This window comes from Flavobacteriaceae bacterium GSB9, assembly GCA_022749295.1.
In the GTDB taxonomy this organism is placed as follows: Bacteria; Bacteroidota; Bacteroidia; order Flavobacteriales; family Flavobacteriaceae; genus Flavisericum.
In genome coordinates, this window is sequence record CP062007.1 from 2,127,382 (window position 1) to 2,144,851 (window position 17,470).

General features: G+C 36.0%; 14 protein-coding genes. 7 read left to right on the forward strand and 7 right to left on the reverse strand.

From position 1 onward, the window contains the following. Window positions 1-56 precede the first annotated feature (56 nt). On the forward strand, window positions 57-1,883 hold the full coding sequence (locus GSB9_01861) for a TonB-dependent receptor (protein UKM65298.1): 1,827 nt from the start codon (window positions 57-59) through the stop codon (window positions 1,881-1,883). A gap of 86 nt (window positions 1,884-1,969) precedes the next feature. Here the strand turns inward: GSB9_01861 and GSB9_01862 are convergent, their stop codons facing one another. After that, complete coding sequence (locus tag GSB9_01862) at window positions 1,970-2,932, reverse strand: GDSL-type esterase/lipase family protein (protein UKM65299.2); 963 nt, start codon at window positions 2,930-2,932, stop codon at window positions 1,970-1,972. A gap of 155 nt (window positions 2,933-3,087) precedes the next feature. Between GSB9_01862 and GSB9_01863 the strand changes: the two genes are divergently transcribed. Next, entirely contained in the window at window positions 3,088-3,948 is an 861-nt protein-coding gene (locus GSB9_01863; GenBank protein UKM65300.1) for a cupin-like domain-containing protein, read from the forward strand. 62 nt (window positions 3,949-4,010) lie between these two features. Beyond that, complete coding sequence (locus GSB9_01864; protein UKM65301.1) at window positions 4,011-4,526, forward strand: porin family protein; 516 nt, start codon at window positions 4,011-4,013, stop codon at window positions 4,524-4,526. 110 nt (window positions 4,527-4,636) lie between these two features. Here the strand turns inward: GSB9_01864 and GSB9_01865 are convergent, their stop codons facing one another. Beyond that, window positions 4,637-5,110 carry a RecX family transcriptional regulator gene (locus GSB9_01865; protein ID UKM65302.1) on the reverse strand — a complete coding sequence of 158 codons (474 nt, stop codon included), beginning with the start codon at window positions 5,108-5,110 and terminating at the stop codon, window positions 4,637-4,639. A 95-nt stretch (window positions 5,111-5,205) separates the two neighbouring features. On the opposite strand from GSB9_01865, the gene GSB9_01866 reads away from it, so the two are divergent. Continuing rightward, window positions 5,206-7,626: a lamin tail domain-containing protein gene (locus GSB9_01866; protein ID UKM65303.1), complete on the forward strand. Its 2,421-nt coding sequence runs from the start codon at window positions 5,206-5,208 to the stop codon at window positions 7,624-7,626. A 106-nt stretch (window positions 7,627-7,732) separates the two neighbouring features. Here GSB9_01866 and GSB9_01867 read toward each other — a convergent pair whose 3' ends face one another. From GSB9_01867 to gdhA, 4 genes are all read right to left on the reverse strand, one after another. Continuing rightward, window positions 7,733-10,144: a TonB-dependent receptor gene (locus GSB9_01867; protein ID UKM65304.1), complete on the reverse strand. Its 2,412-nt coding sequence runs from the start codon at window positions 10,142-10,144 to the stop codon at window positions 7,733-7,735. 3 nt (window positions 10,145-10,147) lie between these two features. After that, window positions 10,148-10,867 carry a DNA repair protein RecO gene (gene recO / locus GSB9_01868; GenBank protein UKM65305.1) on the reverse strand — a complete coding sequence of 240 codons (720 nt, stop codon included), beginning with the start codon at window positions 10,865-10,867 and terminating at the stop codon, window positions 10,148-10,150. Then, on the reverse strand, window positions 10,867-13,215 hold the full coding sequence (locus tag GSB9_01869) for an ABC transporter substrate-binding protein (GenBank protein UKM65306.1): 2,349 nt from the start codon (window positions 13,213-13,215) through the stop codon (window positions 10,867-10,869). Before GSB9_01869 ends, recO begins: the two co-directional genes overlap by 1 nt. A 117-nt stretch (window positions 13,216-13,332) precedes the next feature. Beyond that, window positions 13,333-14,676 (reverse strand): NADP-specific glutamate dehydrogenase, encoded by a 1,344-nt coding sequence (gene gdhA, locus GSB9_01870; protein ID UKM65307.1) that lies wholly within the window; start codon window positions 14,674-14,676, stop codon window positions 13,333-13,335. Between the two features lie 199 nt (window positions 14,677-14,875). Between gdhA and GSB9_01871 the strand changes: the two genes are divergently transcribed. Together GSB9_01871 and GSB9_01872 are read left to right on the forward strand one after the other, a co-directional pair. Continuing rightward, complete coding sequence (locus GSB9_01871) at window positions 14,876-15,682, forward strand: glutamate dehydrogenase (GenBank protein UKM65308.1); 807 nt, start codon at window positions 14,876-14,878, stop codon at window positions 15,680-15,682. Window positions 15,683-15,795: 113 nt separating this feature from the next. Beyond that, the gene (locus tag GSB9_01872) at window positions 15,796-16,518 is read left to right on the forward strand and encodes a DUF3298 and DUF4163 domain-containing protein (GenBank protein ID UKM65309.1); all 723 of its coding nucleotides are present in this window, start codon (window positions 15,796-15,798) and stop codon (window positions 16,516-16,518) included. Here GSB9_01872 and GSB9_01873 read toward each other — a convergent pair. After that, a complete protein-coding gene (locus GSB9_01873) occupies window positions 16,498-16,962 on the reverse strand; it encodes a DinB family protein (GenBank protein UKM65310.1) in 465 nt (154 codons plus the stop codon). The two genes, GSB9_01872 and GSB9_01873, sit on opposite strands and share 21 nt — an antisense overlap. Window positions 16,963-17,021: 59 nt before the next feature. Here GSB9_01873 and GSB9_01874 point away from each other — a divergent pair, with 59 nt between their 5' ends. Next, window positions 17,022-17,375, forward strand: a complete 354-nt coding sequence (locus tag GSB9_01874) for a hypothetical protein (protein UKM65311.1) — start codon at window positions 17,022-17,024, stop codon at window positions 17,373-17,375. The last annotated feature ends 95 nt before the right edge of the window (window positions 17,376-17,470 follow it).

A 17,470-nucleotide genomic window follows, 5' to 3' on the forward strand; every position in this document is an offset into this window, starting at 1 on the left:
TTAAGATAGTCCGCAAAGTTACGACTTTTGCACTGTTTTAAAATGTAAACTTAATTATGAAAAAATACCTTATTCTATTCCTATTAATAGGACTTTCTGTTTTAAAAACAAAAGCACAAACAGAAACCGTAAAAACGGACTCACTGCAAGAGGTTGTTATTACCTCAACCAGGATTGACCTTCCTTTTAAGGAAAACTCAAGAACCATTAACATTATAACGTCTGAAGCTATTAAAAAAAGCGCCGCCAACAATTTAGCTGACCTACTTCAGCAAGTTGCGGGTGTAGATATTAGAAGACGTGGAACAGCTGGAAGTCAAGCCGATTTATATATTCGTGGCGGTAGTTTCGACCAAACCTTATTACTAATTGATGGCATAAAAATGGACGATGCGCAAACGGGGCATCATACCATGAATGCTGCATTACCGCTTGAAGTTATTGAGCGCATTGAAATTATAAAAGGACCGGCGGCTAGAGTTTTTGGACAAAATGCTTTTACCGGTGCCATAAATATTGTCACTAAAAGCCAACTAAAAAATACGGTTTCTGCAAAATTGGAAACAGGGTCTTTTGGACAATTAAATGGAGGCGTTACGGTTGGTTCCGATTTAGAAAACTCATCGCATATCCTTCACATTGATAAAATGAGCTCAGAAGGTTATCGATACAACTCAGATTACGACAACAGCAATTACTTTTTAAAAAGTGTTTTTAATAAAAACGGAAGAGCTGTAGAAATGATATCAACATTTCAAGAACGTAAATTTGGTGCTAACGGATTTTATGCCAGAGCAAGCGCTACCGATCAATATGAGGAAACCCAAAATAGCCTTTTAGCCTTTTCAACCCATTTTAATTCTGAAAAATTAAAAGTCAAACCACGTATTTATTGGAAACGAAATCAAGATGAATACGTGTATTTAAGAAAAGACCCAACCGTTTACAGAAACCTTCATATTACAGACAAAATTGGAGCCGAGGTCAATGCATCGTTCACTTCAAATCTGGGTGTTACAGGCTTTGGTGTTGATTTATCTAAAGTTTACATTAGAAGTAACAACTTAGGCAATAGGCAGCGTTTTATGACCAATCTGTTTTTAGAACACCGCTTTAAACTATTTAATGAAACCTTAGATATTACTCCGGGGGCTGCGGTCACATATTTTTCAGATTTTAAATTTTATGCCTTCCCTGGGCTAGATGTTGGATTGAAAATTACCGACAAACTTAAAGCCTACGGAAACATAGGCTACACCTACCGCATACCAACATATACCGATTTATATTATAACGACCCAAGTACTTCCGGAAATCCCAACCTAGAGGTAGAAGAAGCTTTTGCCCAAGAAATTGGTTTAAAATATTTTACTCCTAGGTTTTCAGGTTCTTTAGCCGTTTTCAATCGCGATGCGCAAAACTTAATTGATTTTGTTCGTTTAAACACTTCAGAAACAATATTTACGGCAACAAATATTACAGAAGTAAACACTAAAGGCCTTGAGGTTGATGCGGCTTACCATTTTAAATTGGTCAATTACAAGCAAACCTTAGCCTTAGGTTACAATTTTATGGAAGACGATATTTTAAACCAAAATAAAGATTTGTCCCGTTATTCCCTAAACACACTTAAGCATCATTTCACAACTCGCCTAAGCACCCAATGGTTTAAAAATGTAAGTCAGAATATAGTATACAAACATGCCGAGCGTACCACAGGAGACAGTTACAATGTTTGGGATGCGTCACTAGCTGTAAACCTAAACCAATTAGAATTCACATTAACGGCAAGCAATATTTTTAATACAGAATATATTGAAGCTGGTTTTGTTCCTATGCCGCCAAGCAATGTATTGTTCGGGTTACGATATAATTTTAAATAACTATTAAATACCACTTATTTAATTGCAAAAGACCAGAAACAATATCTGGTCTTTTGTTTGTATTTTGGCTGTAATTAAAGTTGCTCTTAATTGGGCAAAGCAAACTTCTTGGAAGTAACCCTACCCGATGAATGAAACTTTGCTAAATAAATTCCTGTTGCCCAACTTTCTGTATTAATAATCGAAGTAAGTAATTGATTATTTTTATAACACACTCGTCCAGACAAATCGTAAATTTCAAAATAATCAATTAGCATATCACTAGTAATTTTAATGTCTCTGTCTATTACTTTTAAATCAATTTCTGGAGTTTCAATGGCCAAATCATTTACTCCCAAAACATTGCTAAAAACAGCTAGATAATCATAAGAATTACTGAGAAAGCTCAGCTCGTCCGCAATTACCTTACTCAATTTATTGGCTCCATTTTCTCGTAAATGGGTATTATCAGATCTACCATTAGGATAATTTTCAGGATACTCTCCAATTGCTATATTCATGAAAACTTGATTTGTACAATAATCTTTGCCTAAAGATTCAAAAAGTGTTTTAGATAATTGATGGGCATCGACTAGCGGTACATTTTTTTCAGATGCCAATGCTCTCATGGCTGGCGGATAATCACCATGAGAATCTTTCATAGTTACCCCATCGCTATTCCAATAGTTTCGGTAAATGGAAGTTGCCAGAATAGGATAGGCACCCTTTGCTCTGGCCTCATCAATATATTTTTTTAAATACTCTTGGTAAGTCGTGTATGGCATAGTGTACCTCGCAGGATCATTATCCTTTTCGTCATTATGCCCAAACTGGATGATTAAAAAATCTCCAGGTTGCATGTCGTTTAGTACTGGCGCCCAAGAACCTTCGTCGTAGAAACTTTTTGAACTACGGCCACTTTTAGCACGATTATCAACTGCCACAACGCTATTATCGAAATAATTGCTAATGGTTGTACCCCATCCTGTTAGTGGGTAATAACCAGCACTGTAATCTGAACATGTAGAATCTCCAATTAAAAATAAAGTAGGGGTTTGCGCTTTTGCCATGGTACAAATCAAAACAAAAATTAGAAAGGGCCTTAAGCTTAGTAGATTCATATAAAATTTAGTTTAGTTTGTTTATTCTTTTCAAATTTAAGTTTTTTATACATAAAAAGTCACATAACGTTTTTTAACTTTGCATCCACTAAACAACTTAAGCATTGGCGTTAAACTTACAGGATATTCCGCGTGTAAAAACCATTACCAAAGCGGATTTTTTAGAGCAATACTTCAAGCCACAAAAGCCTGTAGTAATAGAGCGTTTTATAGACGACTGGCCTGCTTATACAAAATGGAATTTAGATTACATTAAACAGATTGGGGGTGATATAACCATTCCACTTTACGACGATAGGCCTGTTGATTACCGAGATGGTTTTAACGAGCCGCACGCCAAAATGAAATTGGCCGATTATATTGACCTACTAAAACGCGAGCCTACCAAATACCGGATTTTTTTATGGAATGCCCTAAAGGAAATCCCACAGTTACAAAGCGATTTTAAATTTCCTGATTTTGGGTTACGCCTCATGAAAGGCATCCCGATGTTGTTCTTCGGCGGGCAAGACTCGTACACCTTTATGCATTACGATATTGATTTGGCCAACATTTTCCATTTTCACTTTGAAGGTAAAAAGAAAATTATTCTTTTCGACCAAAAGCAGAATAAATTCCTGTACAAAATCCCGCACTCGCTCATTACCCGTGAAGACATCGATTTTAGCAACCCAGATTTTGAAAAATGGCCTATGCTAAAAAGAGCCAAAGGCTATAAAACCGAACTAAATCATGGCGAAATACTATACATGCCCGAAGGCTATTGGCACTATATGCGCTATGTCACACCAGGGTTTTCAATGAGCTTACGTGCCATAGCCCGAAACCCCAAAAACTTTGGAAAAGCCGTTTACAACCTCTTTATAATGCGTAATTACGACAATTTGATGCGCCGTATTAAAAAGCAAAAATGGATAGACTGGAAAAACGATCAAGCTATAAAAAACACACATAAGCATTTATAGTTTTATGCTTACTTTTATAAAACTTATAATATATTTGCCTGACATTTTTAAAACATAAATCAATGAAAAGATTTCTTTTTTTAATCGCAGTATTAAGTGTTTCATTAGTTAATTCGCAAGCTTACACTGGTCAAAACGACAACAAATTTCAAGTGGGAGCCAACTTTCAAAAAAATGGTACCGGCCTTAACTTAAGTTACGATTTTGGTATTGGCGAAAATATTTCCATAGGCATATCGTCAACATACCTTTTAGGTATAAATGAAGATTTAAAAGATAATCCCGACGAGGCCTTAAACGCCGATTTCGATAACCGTTTTGATGTGCGCGCACGTTTTAACGCGAATTTGGGGAACGTAATAAAGGTTGATGAAAATTTTGATGTGTACCCTGGCTTAAGCCTTGGCCTTAAAAACTTTGGCGGACATCTTGGCGCGCGTTACTTTTTTACCGATGGCTTTGGTATCTATACAGAACTTAACGTACCATTTGCCAAGTATAAAACCGAAGACCTTACTGCACCAGAAGAATTGCACAACCAATTTACAATTAATTTAGGAGCAGCATTCAACCTGTAGGCTGTCTTTTTGTCCTATTCATTCTTAGGGTTAAAGGCATTCAAGTCGACAAAAATAATTTTCAATAAAAAAAGCGGTTAAAACCGCTTTTTTTATGCTCTAGAACCATATTATTTAATGATTTCATTTGCTTTTTCATATACCAAATGCGACTCCCAACCTCTATAAAGTAAATAATCAATTAATTTTTTTCGCTTTTTATAAACGTTTGTTTCTTTTATCATCTTCAGCTTTTTTTCGGCTAAACCGTTAAAAACCTCGATGTAATGCGTATCAGAAATTTCCGTAAGCGCCTCATTTATATTAACTTTGCTTACGCCTTTTTGCTTTAATGCATAAATTAGTCGGCGACGCCCCCATTTCTTAATCTTAAACTTACCGCTTACAAACGTCTTGGCGTAACGCGCCTCGTTAAGAAAATTATGTTCCAGTAGATGGAGCATAATAGCATCGATAGCTTCGGGTATCATGTGCATCGCTTCCAATTTCCCCCTAACTTCTTGGTGGCACCTTTCTTGGTACGCACAAAAGCGCTCCAATTTTCTGGTAGCCTCATGTAGCGTGTATGTTTTTTTGGATGTCATAGTATGCCAAAAATAACAATTGCCATTAACAATAAAGAAAAAATATAAAACCCAATCAACCGACCTTAAAATGCAGACTTTAAAACTTACTTTTTATGAAAAGTATCAAATTTACTCTTATTGCCTTGTTTACTTTTAATTTTGGAGGGGCGCAAATGAATGATTTAATTATTTCTGAATATGCCGAAGGCTCGTCAAACAATAAATATATAGAAATTTTTAATGGAACAGGTGTTGACATAAACTTATCCGATTATGCAATTTGGCGAGTTTCAAATGGAGGAACTTGGACTGAAGCTACCATCAACTTAACAGGAACATTAACAAATGGTAGCACATATGTAGTGGCTAATGGTGCTGCAAACACTAGCATTTTGAGTTTTGCAGACTTAATAAGCGGATCTGTAAACTGGAATGGCAATGACGCCGTAGGCTTAGCCAAAGATAACGGCTCAGGCACGTATCTTTTAATAGATACCATTGGAACAGATGGCCCTGACCCAGGATTGGGATGGGATATCTCTGGCATAATTGATGCTACTTCAGAACACACACTAGTCAGAAAACCAAGTGTATGCAGCACCAATACCAATTGGATAAGTTCGGCAGGGACTAATTCTGATGATAGTGAATGGATTGTCCTCAACCAAGATGATTGGTCTGATTTAGGGTCACATACTACCAGTTGCTGTATATATTCAACAACATGGACTGCAGCAGGATGGTCTAACGGCGCACCAACACTTAATACCTCAGTAATTATTAATGCTGATTACAACACTTCAACAGATGGAGGAAGTTTCAGCGCTTGTACTTTAACCTTAAACAACGCTATATTAACCATTGCAGATAACACTTTTGTAGAGGTTCAAAACGACTTAATTGTTAATACAGATGGAACAATAAATGTACAACCCCAAGGTGCATTTATTCAAAATAATGATTTAGGCACTATTACCAATAATGGAACAATACAAGTCGATAAAGAAACAGCCCCAATGAACGCCTGGTATGAATACACGTATTGGAGCGCTCCTGTTTCTGGAGCTGAAATAGGTGTTGTTTTAGGTGAATCTGAACCCAAAAGAAGATACCTTTTTAATGCTCAAAACTTTTTAGATGCTACTGCTGAAACCAATAACAATAATTCAACCGCAAACGGACAAGACGACGTAGACGATGATAATAATGATTGGCAATGGGTTTCTGCAAACACTATAATGCAACCTGGAATTGGCTATGCCACGACACTTACAAAATTTGCTTATGATAATGCCCTTGGAGAATCAGAAAAAACATTTAGGTTTACATTTGAAGGCGATTTTAACAACGGAGAGTACTTAGTTCCTATTTACCGAAACGATTCGGAATTAAACGACAATAACTGGAATTTTATAGGTAACCCGTATCCTTCTGCTATTGATGCCGATTTGTTTTTGGCAGCCAATAGCAACATCTCTACTGACATCTCAGGAACAGACTCAAACGGCACCAGTTATATTGATGGCGCCATCTTTTTATGGTCGCAAAACACACCTCCTTCAGCTACAAACAATGGCAACCAAAAGTTTAATTTTTCTAACGAGGATTATGCCATTATCAATGTTATGGGTCAAACTGCTGGAGGAGATGGTGTTACACCTTCTAGAAACATACCTTCTGGTCAAGGGTTTTTTGTTGCTATGTCCAATACAGCACCTGCAAACCTTGTTTCAGGCGATATCTACACAACCAATATTATATTTAGAAATGCCATGCGAGTTGCCAACACAACCGCCAACAGCCAATTTTTTAAAGGCACTAAAAAGAAATCTAAATCTGAATTTAATAAATTATGGCTCAACTTAACTTCTGATAATGGCGTATTTAACCAAATTCTAGTAGGTTACGTAAATGGTGCAACACCAAAAGACGACGGCATATCTTACGATACACCCAAATACGCAAACAAAGGTGCCACTCTATATTCAACTATTGAAAATTGTGACAAAAAATTTGCCATTCAAGGTAAAGATGTAAATAGGATCAACAAAGATGAAGTCATTAAACTTGGTTTTAGCACCACGATTGAAGTCCCCACACTTTACACCTTGTCCATTCCAAAAATGGAAGGAGAATTTTTTAATATACACTCTGCTTTCATAAAAGACAATCTATTGAACACGGCACACGATATAACAAATTCAGATTATACGTTTACCTCTGAAATAGGTGAGTTCAATAACCGTTTTGAAATTGTATTTAAGTCCGATGCACTTTCAACCACCGATGCTTTACTCCCAAGTCAATTGAAAATCGCTGAACTTAAAAACGATAACGTACAGTTTACGGCACCAAATAACTTACACATTAAAATGGTTTCCATTTTCGATTTGTTTGGTCGGCAACTTTATAACCTTAAAGGAAAAAACAACGTTGAGGTTTATAAGCTTTCAAACCTAAAAAGTTCGGTTTACATCGCTAAAGTAAAACTTTCAAACGGAGCTGTAATCAGTAAAAAAGCCATCAAGAAATAAAAATCACAACGTCATTGCTAGGGAGGTAAGACCGAAGCAATCTCTTGATTAGAACTAAAAAGTAACAAATTACTACACCACTCCTAACATGTTCCACTGAAGGATATCACAAACTATACCTTAAGGCTAAAATAAGATTTCGTCCTGCTGCAGCAATGCCCGAAGAATAGGTTTTATAACGTTGATCGGTAATATTTTCCAAACTGGCCGTTATTGTAGTTGAAGTGCCTATTTGATATTGTGTTCTAAAATTAAGGGTGTACCACGATGGGCTGTATGGGTTTCCGTTAGTATCCAATGCATAGATATAATCCTTTTCGGTTTCCGAAGGGGCTAATTGGTCAAAGGACAAACTGCCGTTGTAATTGGCATACAAATCCATTTTCATTGTATTTTTTTTCCAAATTAAATGAGTGTTTCCAAAATTGGGAGCCACATGCCTTACGGGTACTTCAATGTTTCCTGCCGTTTCTGTTCCGCCAATAATACTGTATTGCGAACTTAGGTTTGTATGTTTTGCAATGGGCATTTTTAAGCCCACCTCAAAGCCATGTATCCAAGCTTTAGAGGCGTTTTGTATGGCTTGCACATTGCTTAACTCGCCGTCGTAAACCACTTGCCTATCACCGTTTAAATTATAACTTCTTCGCACCAAAGCATTGTCCAAATAGGTGTAATAGGTACTCATATCAAGCAGCAGCTTATCATCAAAATTTAACGTCAACCCCAACTCTCCACCGTAAGCATACTCTGGTTTTAGATTATCGTTGGGTACGACCACAGACCCTGGTTCAGAATCGAACACTTTTCCTACATCATCAATATTGGGTGCTCTAAATGCCGATGACGCATTAAGACGCCACTGCAATGTTGAACTTGGCGACCAACTGATTCCTGCTGTTCCGGTAAGTGCGCTTGAAGTGTTTTTAGATGCCTCAAAAGGAAGATTTAAAAACATATTATTTTCTGAAAAATTGGCCGAGGATTCAACACGATTAAATCGTAAACCAGATTGCAACACAAATTTCGGGTTGGGCTTGAACTTTAAACTAGAATAAAGGGCCGCCGATTGCCAGGTCGCGCCATTAGGGTAACGCGAAACAGCAGGATTTATTTCTTTAGTTAATATATTCTCTTCCTTTCCTTCAGACCAAACTTTGTTGTAAACATACTCACCTCCGTAGAAGAACTGTGTTTTAGAGCTTAGTGTTTTTTCAAAATCTACATTGAACGAATAGGCATCAACGGCCTCTTCGCGAATATTTCTTATTGAAGACTGAAAGTTTCTGTCCATTCTGCTTTCCTGAAAGTTTTGATAGGCTAAGGTCACTTTCACCTTATCGTGCAAATTGGAATTGCTGCTTAATTTGGTAACCTGAAGATTAGTCATAAACCAATTTTGAGGCCCATAATTCCATTCGGCAGAACGCAAATTACCAGCCCTGTAACGAATTAGGCGGTCATATCGCGGTACATTAGATGTGGTAGAGTAGAACAGACCTAAATCGAAGCTTAAATTTTCATGGGGTTCATAACGTGCTTTCTGCATCACATTTAATTGGTTATATCCCGAAAATTTTTGCACTAAAGGATTAGTGTTCTCTACAATCTGATCACCTTCATCTGTTCGTATGGCATATTCTGGCTTTAAATACGCTTTAGGGCCATGGCTTCCCATTCTTAAATCGCCAAAATCGGAAAATGTAGCACTAGTAACAAATGCCCATTTTTGGTAGCCCAAATTAAAATCGAAATGCCCCGTTCTTTCATTATTGGCAGTACTGAACCGTCCAGTAGCACTAGCGCGGATATACACATCGTCGGTATACGATAATTTTGGACGCTGCGTATAAAAACTCATGACACCACCTATGGCGTCACTACCATAGATTACAGACCCCGAACCCAAAGTGACCTCGGTATGTTCTATAGAAAATGGATCGATTGCAATTACATTTTGAAGGTTGCCACCTCTAAAAATAGCATTGTTCATTCGAACACCATCAACAGTAATGAGCAACCTATTAGTTGAAAAACCACGTATCATTGGGCTACCGCCTCCAAGTTGACTTTTTTGAATATAAACTCGACCTGTATTTTCCAATAAATCGGCACTGGTTTGCGGACTTGTAAACTGGACTTGGTTAGCGTTAATACTTACTATTTTTTGGGGAATATCCCTTTTGCTCTGTTTAAACTTAGATGCCGAAATAACTATTTTCTCCAAACCCTGAGTGTTCGACACTAGTAATACCCGATTAGATTTACCAATATCCTGTTTAGTCAGCTTTTTAAGTACGTGCGAAAGATGTTTAAAATAAATAATTTCGGTATCCGAAAACGCATCTAGCTCTGCTTGGCCCCTAAAATTAGTAATTACGCTTTTAGATTTATCGATGTTATAAATAGCCACACCAAAAATAGGGGCTTTGGTTGTACTATTGAGCACTTTTATATTTTGGGCATAGGCAGACCACGAAATCAAAAAAAGGAAAATTAGCGAAATTTTAAAATTCATGTTTTAACTAAAAACTTGATTTAATATCTGTAAAGACTTTGGAGGTTTAAACCCGCCTAAATGCAATTCGTAATATTGCAAAATCATACTCAAAAAAGCTTGTCGCTGTTTGGTATTAATTTTTATAGTGTTTAATACATCAAATGTTGTGCCTAAAAGCGATTTTAGCAACATTAAATTATCACCGTTTAGACTGTATTTATTACTAGCATTTTGCTCAAACCTGCCTTCATACAAATTAAAGTATTGAAATTCCATATTTGTAAGGTCTGGATAAAAACCTAAATATTTTGTAAGCTTCAGTAAGAATAACAAATGAAAGTTAGCGTATTCAGATTGCGAGTCGAGCCAAAGCAATGCGTTTTCCAAAAAACTATAAAGATTTTCGTTTTGCTCCTCTTCATGTAATGTACTGGACAGCACTTCTGCAAGGAACATCGTTATTGAACTTTTTAAAACATTGGAATGCAAGCTTGCATAAATATGATTTGGCTTCGCTTCTTTAATGGACTGTAACGACCTATTGTTTTTATATGCCGTAACGATTTGCAACTGCGATAGCAATTGAAAATAGGCTGCCTTAGTGTTTCCTTTTTTACTTTTTAAAATACCACGCAACAATAAGCTTACTACACCCATTTTTTGCGTATAGCATTTAACGATAAGGTCGTTGTCTTTATATCTTAATTTAGAGAGAACAATGGCGTTTGTTGTAATAAGCATTATCTCACCACCATTAATTTTAAAACTCTGGTTTCGTATGTATCAAGATCTGATAACATGACTAAATACACACCAGAAGCCACCTCATTGTTGGCTAAGTTTTTTCCGTTCCAATATGCTGTTCCGCCATCAATTTCCAAATTATAACCCGAATACCTTTGGTTGGTTCTTGATTGGGCTTCGGCTACCAAATTACCTTCTATATCTGTAATCTTAATGTTTACGTTTTCTGAAATATCTTTGATTTTCACCTTATCTTCAAAGATATCGAAATTCGGACGAACCGGATTTGGGTAAACATAGGCACTTTCCAAATCTTCTGAAGTCCCCGAACTTCCAGATTGAAAAGACACCAATCCATTAGTAGTTGCTATGTAAACTGTTCCGTTATTTTCGTCTAAAGCTATATCCCTAATGCTATTTGATGGCAATGGCGAATTATCTTTAGTGAAGTGGAATATGGTATTCTGCCCATTGGGCGAAAAATAAAACAAACCGGAATCTACCGTGCCAACCCATTTATTATTGGCACCATCAACTTTTATATCTGATATATATTGCTGAAAGAGCAATTCTTTAGCTACGCCATCCTCTTCAATAATGATTTCATCGACTTCAGGCGAAGGATCATCAAAAAAATTACTTGTATTATACAACACCCGAATGCCACGTTCAGAACCAATCCATAGTTGGTTTCTGTTATCCAATGCCAAAGCAGAAACGAATGATGATGGCATATTTTGTTCTTCTCTATAAATGGCTTTGATGTTGCGATTACCCAGATTTTCGTTAAAAGCGATAACGCCATAATTATAACCAGCAGCCATCCACTTGGTATTATTGTTATCAATAACAATATCACCAAAACCACTATTATCAGAAGGATTAGCAATAATATCTTTTAACGAATATGATTTCCATTGGTTATTTGTAGGGTTGTAAGATTTTAATTGATTTTCAATTAATCCATTGGTAAGCCATAACAAACCTTCCTTATCAAAAGCTGAAGCACCCACCCTAATATCAATATAATCTGGGTCATTCGGCAAAATTAGAGACTCTAAACCACTATTTGTTTCATTATATAAAATAGTGGGGGCATTATCGTTGACTTCTAACAAACCACTAAAAAAAGAGCTGATGAACACTTGCTCATTATTAAAAGGGTTAACCGCTACATAGTTAAGGCATTTTGCACCAAGAACATCAGAATACCTACTGTTTATCCATTCTCCATTTTGCAAATGGCTTATGCCTCTATTATTTAAAGGATATGGGTTGTAAAAAATGGTATATTCACCAAAAGTCACCCACAAACCATTGGGTTCTGATTGTATTGAAAACGGTGTATTTAGTAAAGGGCCTTCTGGATGAACTTCTTCAAACACAGTCGAATCTGTTAGAGGCACTTTTAAAATCCCATAATCTTTAGAGCCTACGTATGCATATTCTGAATCAACTGATGCTACGGTATATACAGTATCAAAAGTTTCATTGATTGGAATTTCCAATACTAAGTTAAAATCTCCATCGTAGAGCCAAACTTGACTCGGCGTTGTAACTATTAAATTTCCATCTAGAGCCCTTAAGTCCTGAGGAGCATCGGAATAGCCAAACAACTCGATGGCACTATCATTTAGAATTTCAAAAATTTTGTTGTTAGTATCAATAGCAAAAAGCTTATTATTATGTGCCTCAACGGAGCGCCAATTGCCCGAACTAACAGTTTCCCAATTTTGGAAGTCGATGAGATTTGGACTGTTAACCAAAGCTTTTTTTATCCCAGTAAAATCGAGACAAGCAGCGTAAATATAATCACCTAAAACAGCTGTTTGACTTACCCTTACTTGTTCCCCACTGTTTCCTATAAAATAAGTATCATTAAATTCTAAGCGTTCTAAATCAAAAACAGAAATACCAAAATTTGTTGATACATAAACAACATTTTGATAAGCGTTAAAATGATTTATTGTTTTGTCTTTGGCCGGTATGGTTGGTTTTTCAAGAATATCAACTACAGACAAAACCTCTTCGTCATTATCAAACACAATTTCAATAAGTCCATTCTCATAGCCTACCACCAACAATTGATAGTCTTTACTGTAATAAATGGTTGAAATTGTTTCTCCTGAAAGCCCATTTACCGTGTTAATTTCGGTCATCTCATTGGTTTCAGTGTCTAAACTGAATATGGCATTCGTAGCGGCCACATAAATTTTATTGCTACCATAAGATACATCCTTGATGTCGTTATAGGAAAAATGCCCCTTCCAAAGTGTTGAAAAATCTTGTGAAAAGATGGCTAGCGGGGCTATTAAAGTTACAAAAAATACAATTCTTTTAAACATAGATTTTTAGAAAGCTCAAATATATTTATAACAAACGAGTTTTACCTGAAAATAATATATTTAAAACAAAAAAGCTTCCCAAATCAGGAAGCTTTTATTATGCTTATAATGTTTGTTTTAAACGATACCTTGAGCCAACATGGCATCGGCAACCTTCACAAATCCCGCAATATTGGCGCCCCTTACATAATCTACATAGCCATCTTCATCTTTACCGTATTCTAAGCATGATTTATGTATATCGGACATAATATCCTTTAACTTATTGTCAACCTCCTCACGTGTCCATTTGTAGCGCAAGGAATTTTGAGTCATTTCCAATCCAGAGGTAGCTACACCACCAGCATTTGATGCTTTTCCGGGTGCAAATAATATTTTAGCTTTATGGAATACCGCTATGGCACCGTTTGTTGATGGCATATTAGCACCCTCACTTACACAAACGCATCCATTTTCAATCAATGTTTTGGCGTCGCCTTCGGTAAGTTCATTTTGGGTTGCACAAGGCATAGCAACATCACAAGACACACCCCATGGGGTTTGTCCTTTATGATATTCAGCCTTAGGATACTCATCTAAATATTCTTTAATTCTTCCTCTTTTTTCGTTTTTTAATCGCATTACAAAGGCTAACTTTTCTTCGTCTATACCATCTGCATCATAAATATAACCATTAGAATCTGAGAGCGTTAAAACTTTTCCGCCTAGCTGGATTACTTTTTCAGCCGCATACTGCGCCACATTACCAGAACCCGATACGACTACTTTTTTCCCTTGAAAACCATCATCTTTTGTTTCCAGCATTTTTTGTGCAAAATATACTGTACCATAGCCTGTCGCTTCCGGTCTTATTAAAGAACCTCCCCATGACATACCTTTACCTGTCAGCACTCCTGTAAATTCGTTATTTAGCTTTTTGTACATACCAAACAAAAAACCAATTTCTCTAGCGCCTACACCAATATCTCCTGCCGGAATATCTGTGTTTGGGCCAATGTGCCTAAACAATTCACTCATAAAAGCATGACAAAATCTCATAATTTCGTTATCACTTTTTCCTTTGGGGTCGAAATCGCTTCCTCCTTTTCCTCCACCCATGGGTAAAGTCGTTAAGCTATTTTTAAACACTTGTTCAAAAGCCAAGAATTTTAAAATGCTGGCATTTACAGAAGGGTGAAAACGTAAACCACCCTTGTATGGCCCTATTGCAGAATTCATTTGCACTCTGTAGCCTCTATTTACCTGTATTTCTCCACTATCGTCAACCCAAGAGACCCTAAACGAAATTAAACGTTCTGGCTCTACCATTCGCAGCAAAATATTTTTGCCATAATATATATCGTGTTTTACGATATAAGGGATTACGGTTTCCGCAACCTCTTCAACGGCTTGTAGAAATTCGGGTTCGTGCCCATTTCTTTTTCTTACAAGCTCCATAAATTGACCTACAGTTTGTTTCATACTCTTTAATTGTGCAAAATTTAAAAAAAATCAATTAATCAACACAAATATACATTTTCTTCAAAAAAAATGCATTATTTTTTATAATTTCATAATACATTTTTCTCAGTATTTCTGCATAACTTATTAATATTTGTTTCTTTGCCTAGTTTTTATATATTTGTTCGTAAGTAACGCCCTCTGAAAAACTAAACCTTATATGCTTAACTTGAAATCTTTAGCTTGTGGGCTTTTATTGTTTGTTGGCATTCAAACGGTTTTTGCACAACTAGGTTTTTCTCACGAATTGGGTGTTATAGCAGGTCCTGTAGAGTTTCGTTCAGATTTTGGCAGTAGAAATGATGAAATAACAAACTTCGGGAATTCCGGTATTGGTATCGGGATTATTCACTACATTAGTTTTGCATACAGTGCCGATTGTAATTGTTACACTACAGATACTTTTTTTAACGACCATTTTAAACTGAGAAGTGAAGTTTCTTGGAACAAAACCAATCTCGATCATCACGGATTTTGGGTGGAGTCTGATAAAACCAGTGCTGAAGCAGATAAACTTAGGGCACACAGCGGTATAGCCGAAAATTTTGATATTGGAATGCAGTTGGAATATTTCCCTTTAAGCATTCGTTCTTTCCAAGCCTTTTCTTATAGTTTTGCTCCTTTTGTTAGTTTTGGCGTCCACTACACACATTTTACGCCTGAAGTTAGCACTAACTATACCAATCCCAATCCAACTGCAATAGGCGACGTTACAGACCCTAGCAACTTTTATACATTTTGGGAACCAGGCTCTGTAGATGCCTCTCCAGGCAGTACTTGGTCCGTTGTTTCTAGCGTTGGCGTACGCTACAAACTCACAAAACTATCAGATTTAATGCTCGACTTAAGATGGCAATACTACTTTGATGATTGGATTGATGGCTTAAATCACAATTGGGCGAATTATGATAGAAAAAACGATTGGTTGGTTTGGTTAAATTTTGGTTACGTTTATTATTTAGACTAAAATCTACTTAAAATCACAGACAGTTTCCTTCTCTTGTTCTAAATTGTTCGTTTTTTACACTCTATTTACATACAATGTTTACCTTTAGGGTTGTTAATTAACCTCATTAAATTATGCCACAAAAACGCCATTATTTTTTTATCGGTATTTTACTTTTTGTCTTTTGTTGCAATAAATACCCAAAAGTCTCATTTTCAGAGATTAATATTCCATTCAAAAACAACAGTATTGTTGAAGTTAACATTCCTAAGTCAGAAGGAAACAAAACTATTTCAAACAACATTAATGATGAAATAAGTAAAACCGTAGCTGCTGCCTTAACCATTGGAGACCCGAACACAGAACCTTCAAAATCTATTAAAGAAAGTATCGATAATTTTAATAGTGCATACGAAAAATTTAAGGTTAGCTTCCCTGAAAGTGACATGCCTTGGGAAGCACAAATTGACGGTGAGGTTATTTATAAATCGCCAGAAATAATAAGTTTAGCAATAACATCATACATCAATACAGGCGGTGCCCACGGCATATCCATCGTTTCTTTTTTGAATTTTAAAGCTGCTACAGGTGAAAAAATTTCTAATGAACAATTAATTACCGACCTTGAAGGATTTAAAAAAGTCGTAAAACCTTATTTTGACAAAACCATTACAAACGAAAACATCCCCATTTTTGATACCAATAATTTTCACCTACCAATAAATATTGGCTATACCGAAGATGGCCTGGTTTTACTTTACAATACTTATGAAATAGCCCCTTATTCGAGCGGAATTATAGAATTCAGGATACCTCTTGAAGATGTCCAACCTTTTTTAGCGTTTAACAGCCTTTAAAAGTGCTAATACGTAACCATAGTGAATACCCTCGTGCGCTAAAATAAATTGCAAGGCATCATCAATGCTGGTTAAGGTATTGCCTGTTGTTGACACTGTATATGTGTTATAATCCTTAAAAAGTCCGTTTTTATAATCATCCTCCGTCTTTTTTATGGACGAGAACAACAAAGCCTTTATTTCATTAACCTCATCTTCAGTTACAGGGCCTTCAGGCTTAGAATCTTTTCTGTACTTATTAATCATACCACCTGAAATAGAAGGCTCTAAACCAGAGAGTTTGTAAGCCAGCAATTGCTCGGTAACCACAACATGCCCAATATTCCAAATGATATTATTATTAAAACCTTCAGGTATATTGTTTAAGTCTTCCAAAGAAGTATCTTCTATTATTTTACCAAAAATTTTTCGTGTATTGTTTAAAACCTGAAATGTAAAATCCATCTTATTTAATTTTTCGATAAATATAGTTTTAATTTGCTTTTTAAGAAACCTATGGACATATGAAAAAAGTATATTATTTAAAAACATGCAATACTTGCACACGTATTTTAAAAGAACTCAATTTATCTTCAGAATTTGTTTTGCAAGACATAAAAAGTGAAGAGATAACGGTTAAACAACTCGAAGACATGCAAAAACTAGCCGGTAGTTATGAAACACTTTTCAGCAAACGTGCGAAACTCTACAAAGAAATGGGCCTAAAAAACCATAACCTTACCGAGCGGGACTATAAAAACTACATCCTTCAACATTACACCTTTTTAAGCCGACCAGTAATCATTATAAACGAAAAAATATTTATTGGCAGCTCTAAAAAAACAGTTGAAGCTGCAAAGAAAACACTGAACGATTAAAGAACTATCCTTTTACCATAAAACAACACTTAAATCGAAAAATTTAAGTCAATTTATTTGGATTTAGTTATAATTTGTTGTATATTTTTAATATT

Excerpts from the sequence above, each read along its gene's own strand:
- GSB9_01861 (UKM65298.1), top strand. The coding sequence starts at position 57 with ATGAAAAAATACCTTATTCTATTCCTATTAATAGGACTTTCTGTTTTA.
- GSB9_01862 (UKM65299.2), bottom strand. The coding sequence starts at position 2,932 with ATGGCAAAAGCGCAAACCCCTACTTTATTTTTAATTGGAGATTCTACA.
- GSB9_01864 (UKM65301.1), top strand. The coding sequence starts at position 4,011 with ATGAAAAGATTTCTTTTTTTAATCGCAGTATTAAGTGTTTCATTAGTT.
- GSB9_01865 (UKM65302.1), bottom strand. The coding sequence starts at position 5,110 with ATGACATCCAAAAAAACATACACGCTACATGAGGCTACCAGAAAATTG.
- GSB9_01866 (UKM65303.1), top strand. The coding sequence starts at position 5,206 with ATGAAAAGTATCAAATTTACTCTTATTGCCTTGTTTACTTTTAATTTT.
- GSB9_01867 (UKM65304.1), bottom strand. The coding sequence starts at position 10,144 with ATGAATTTTAAAATTTCGCTAATTTTCCTTTTTTTGATTTCGTGGTCT.
- recO (UKM65305.1), bottom strand. The coding sequence starts at position 10,867 with ATGCTTATTACAACAAACGCCATTGTTCTCTCTAAATTAAGATATAAA.
- GSB9_01869 (UKM65306.1), bottom strand. The coding sequence starts at position 13,215 with ATGTTTAAAAGAATTGTATTTTTTGTAACTTTAATAGCCCCGCTAGCC.
- gdhA (UKM65307.1), bottom strand. The coding sequence starts at position 14,676 with ATGAAACAAACTGTAGGTCAATTTATGGAGCTTGTAAGAAAAAGAAAT.
- GSB9_01871 (UKM65308.1), top strand. The coding sequence starts at position 14,876 with ATGCTTAACTTGAAATCTTTAGCTTGTGGGCTTTTATTGTTTGTTGGC.
- GSB9_01872 (UKM65309.1), top strand. The coding sequence starts at position 15,796 with ATGCCACAAAAACGCCATTATTTTTTTATCGGTATTTTACTTTTTGTC.
- GSB9_01873 (UKM65310.1), bottom strand. The coding sequence starts at position 16,962 with ATGGATTTTACATTTCAGGTTTTAAACAATACACGAAAAATTTTTGGT.
- GSB9_01874 (UKM65311.1), top strand. The coding sequence starts at position 17,022 with ATGAAAAAAGTATATTATTTAAAAACATGCAATACTTGCACACGTATT.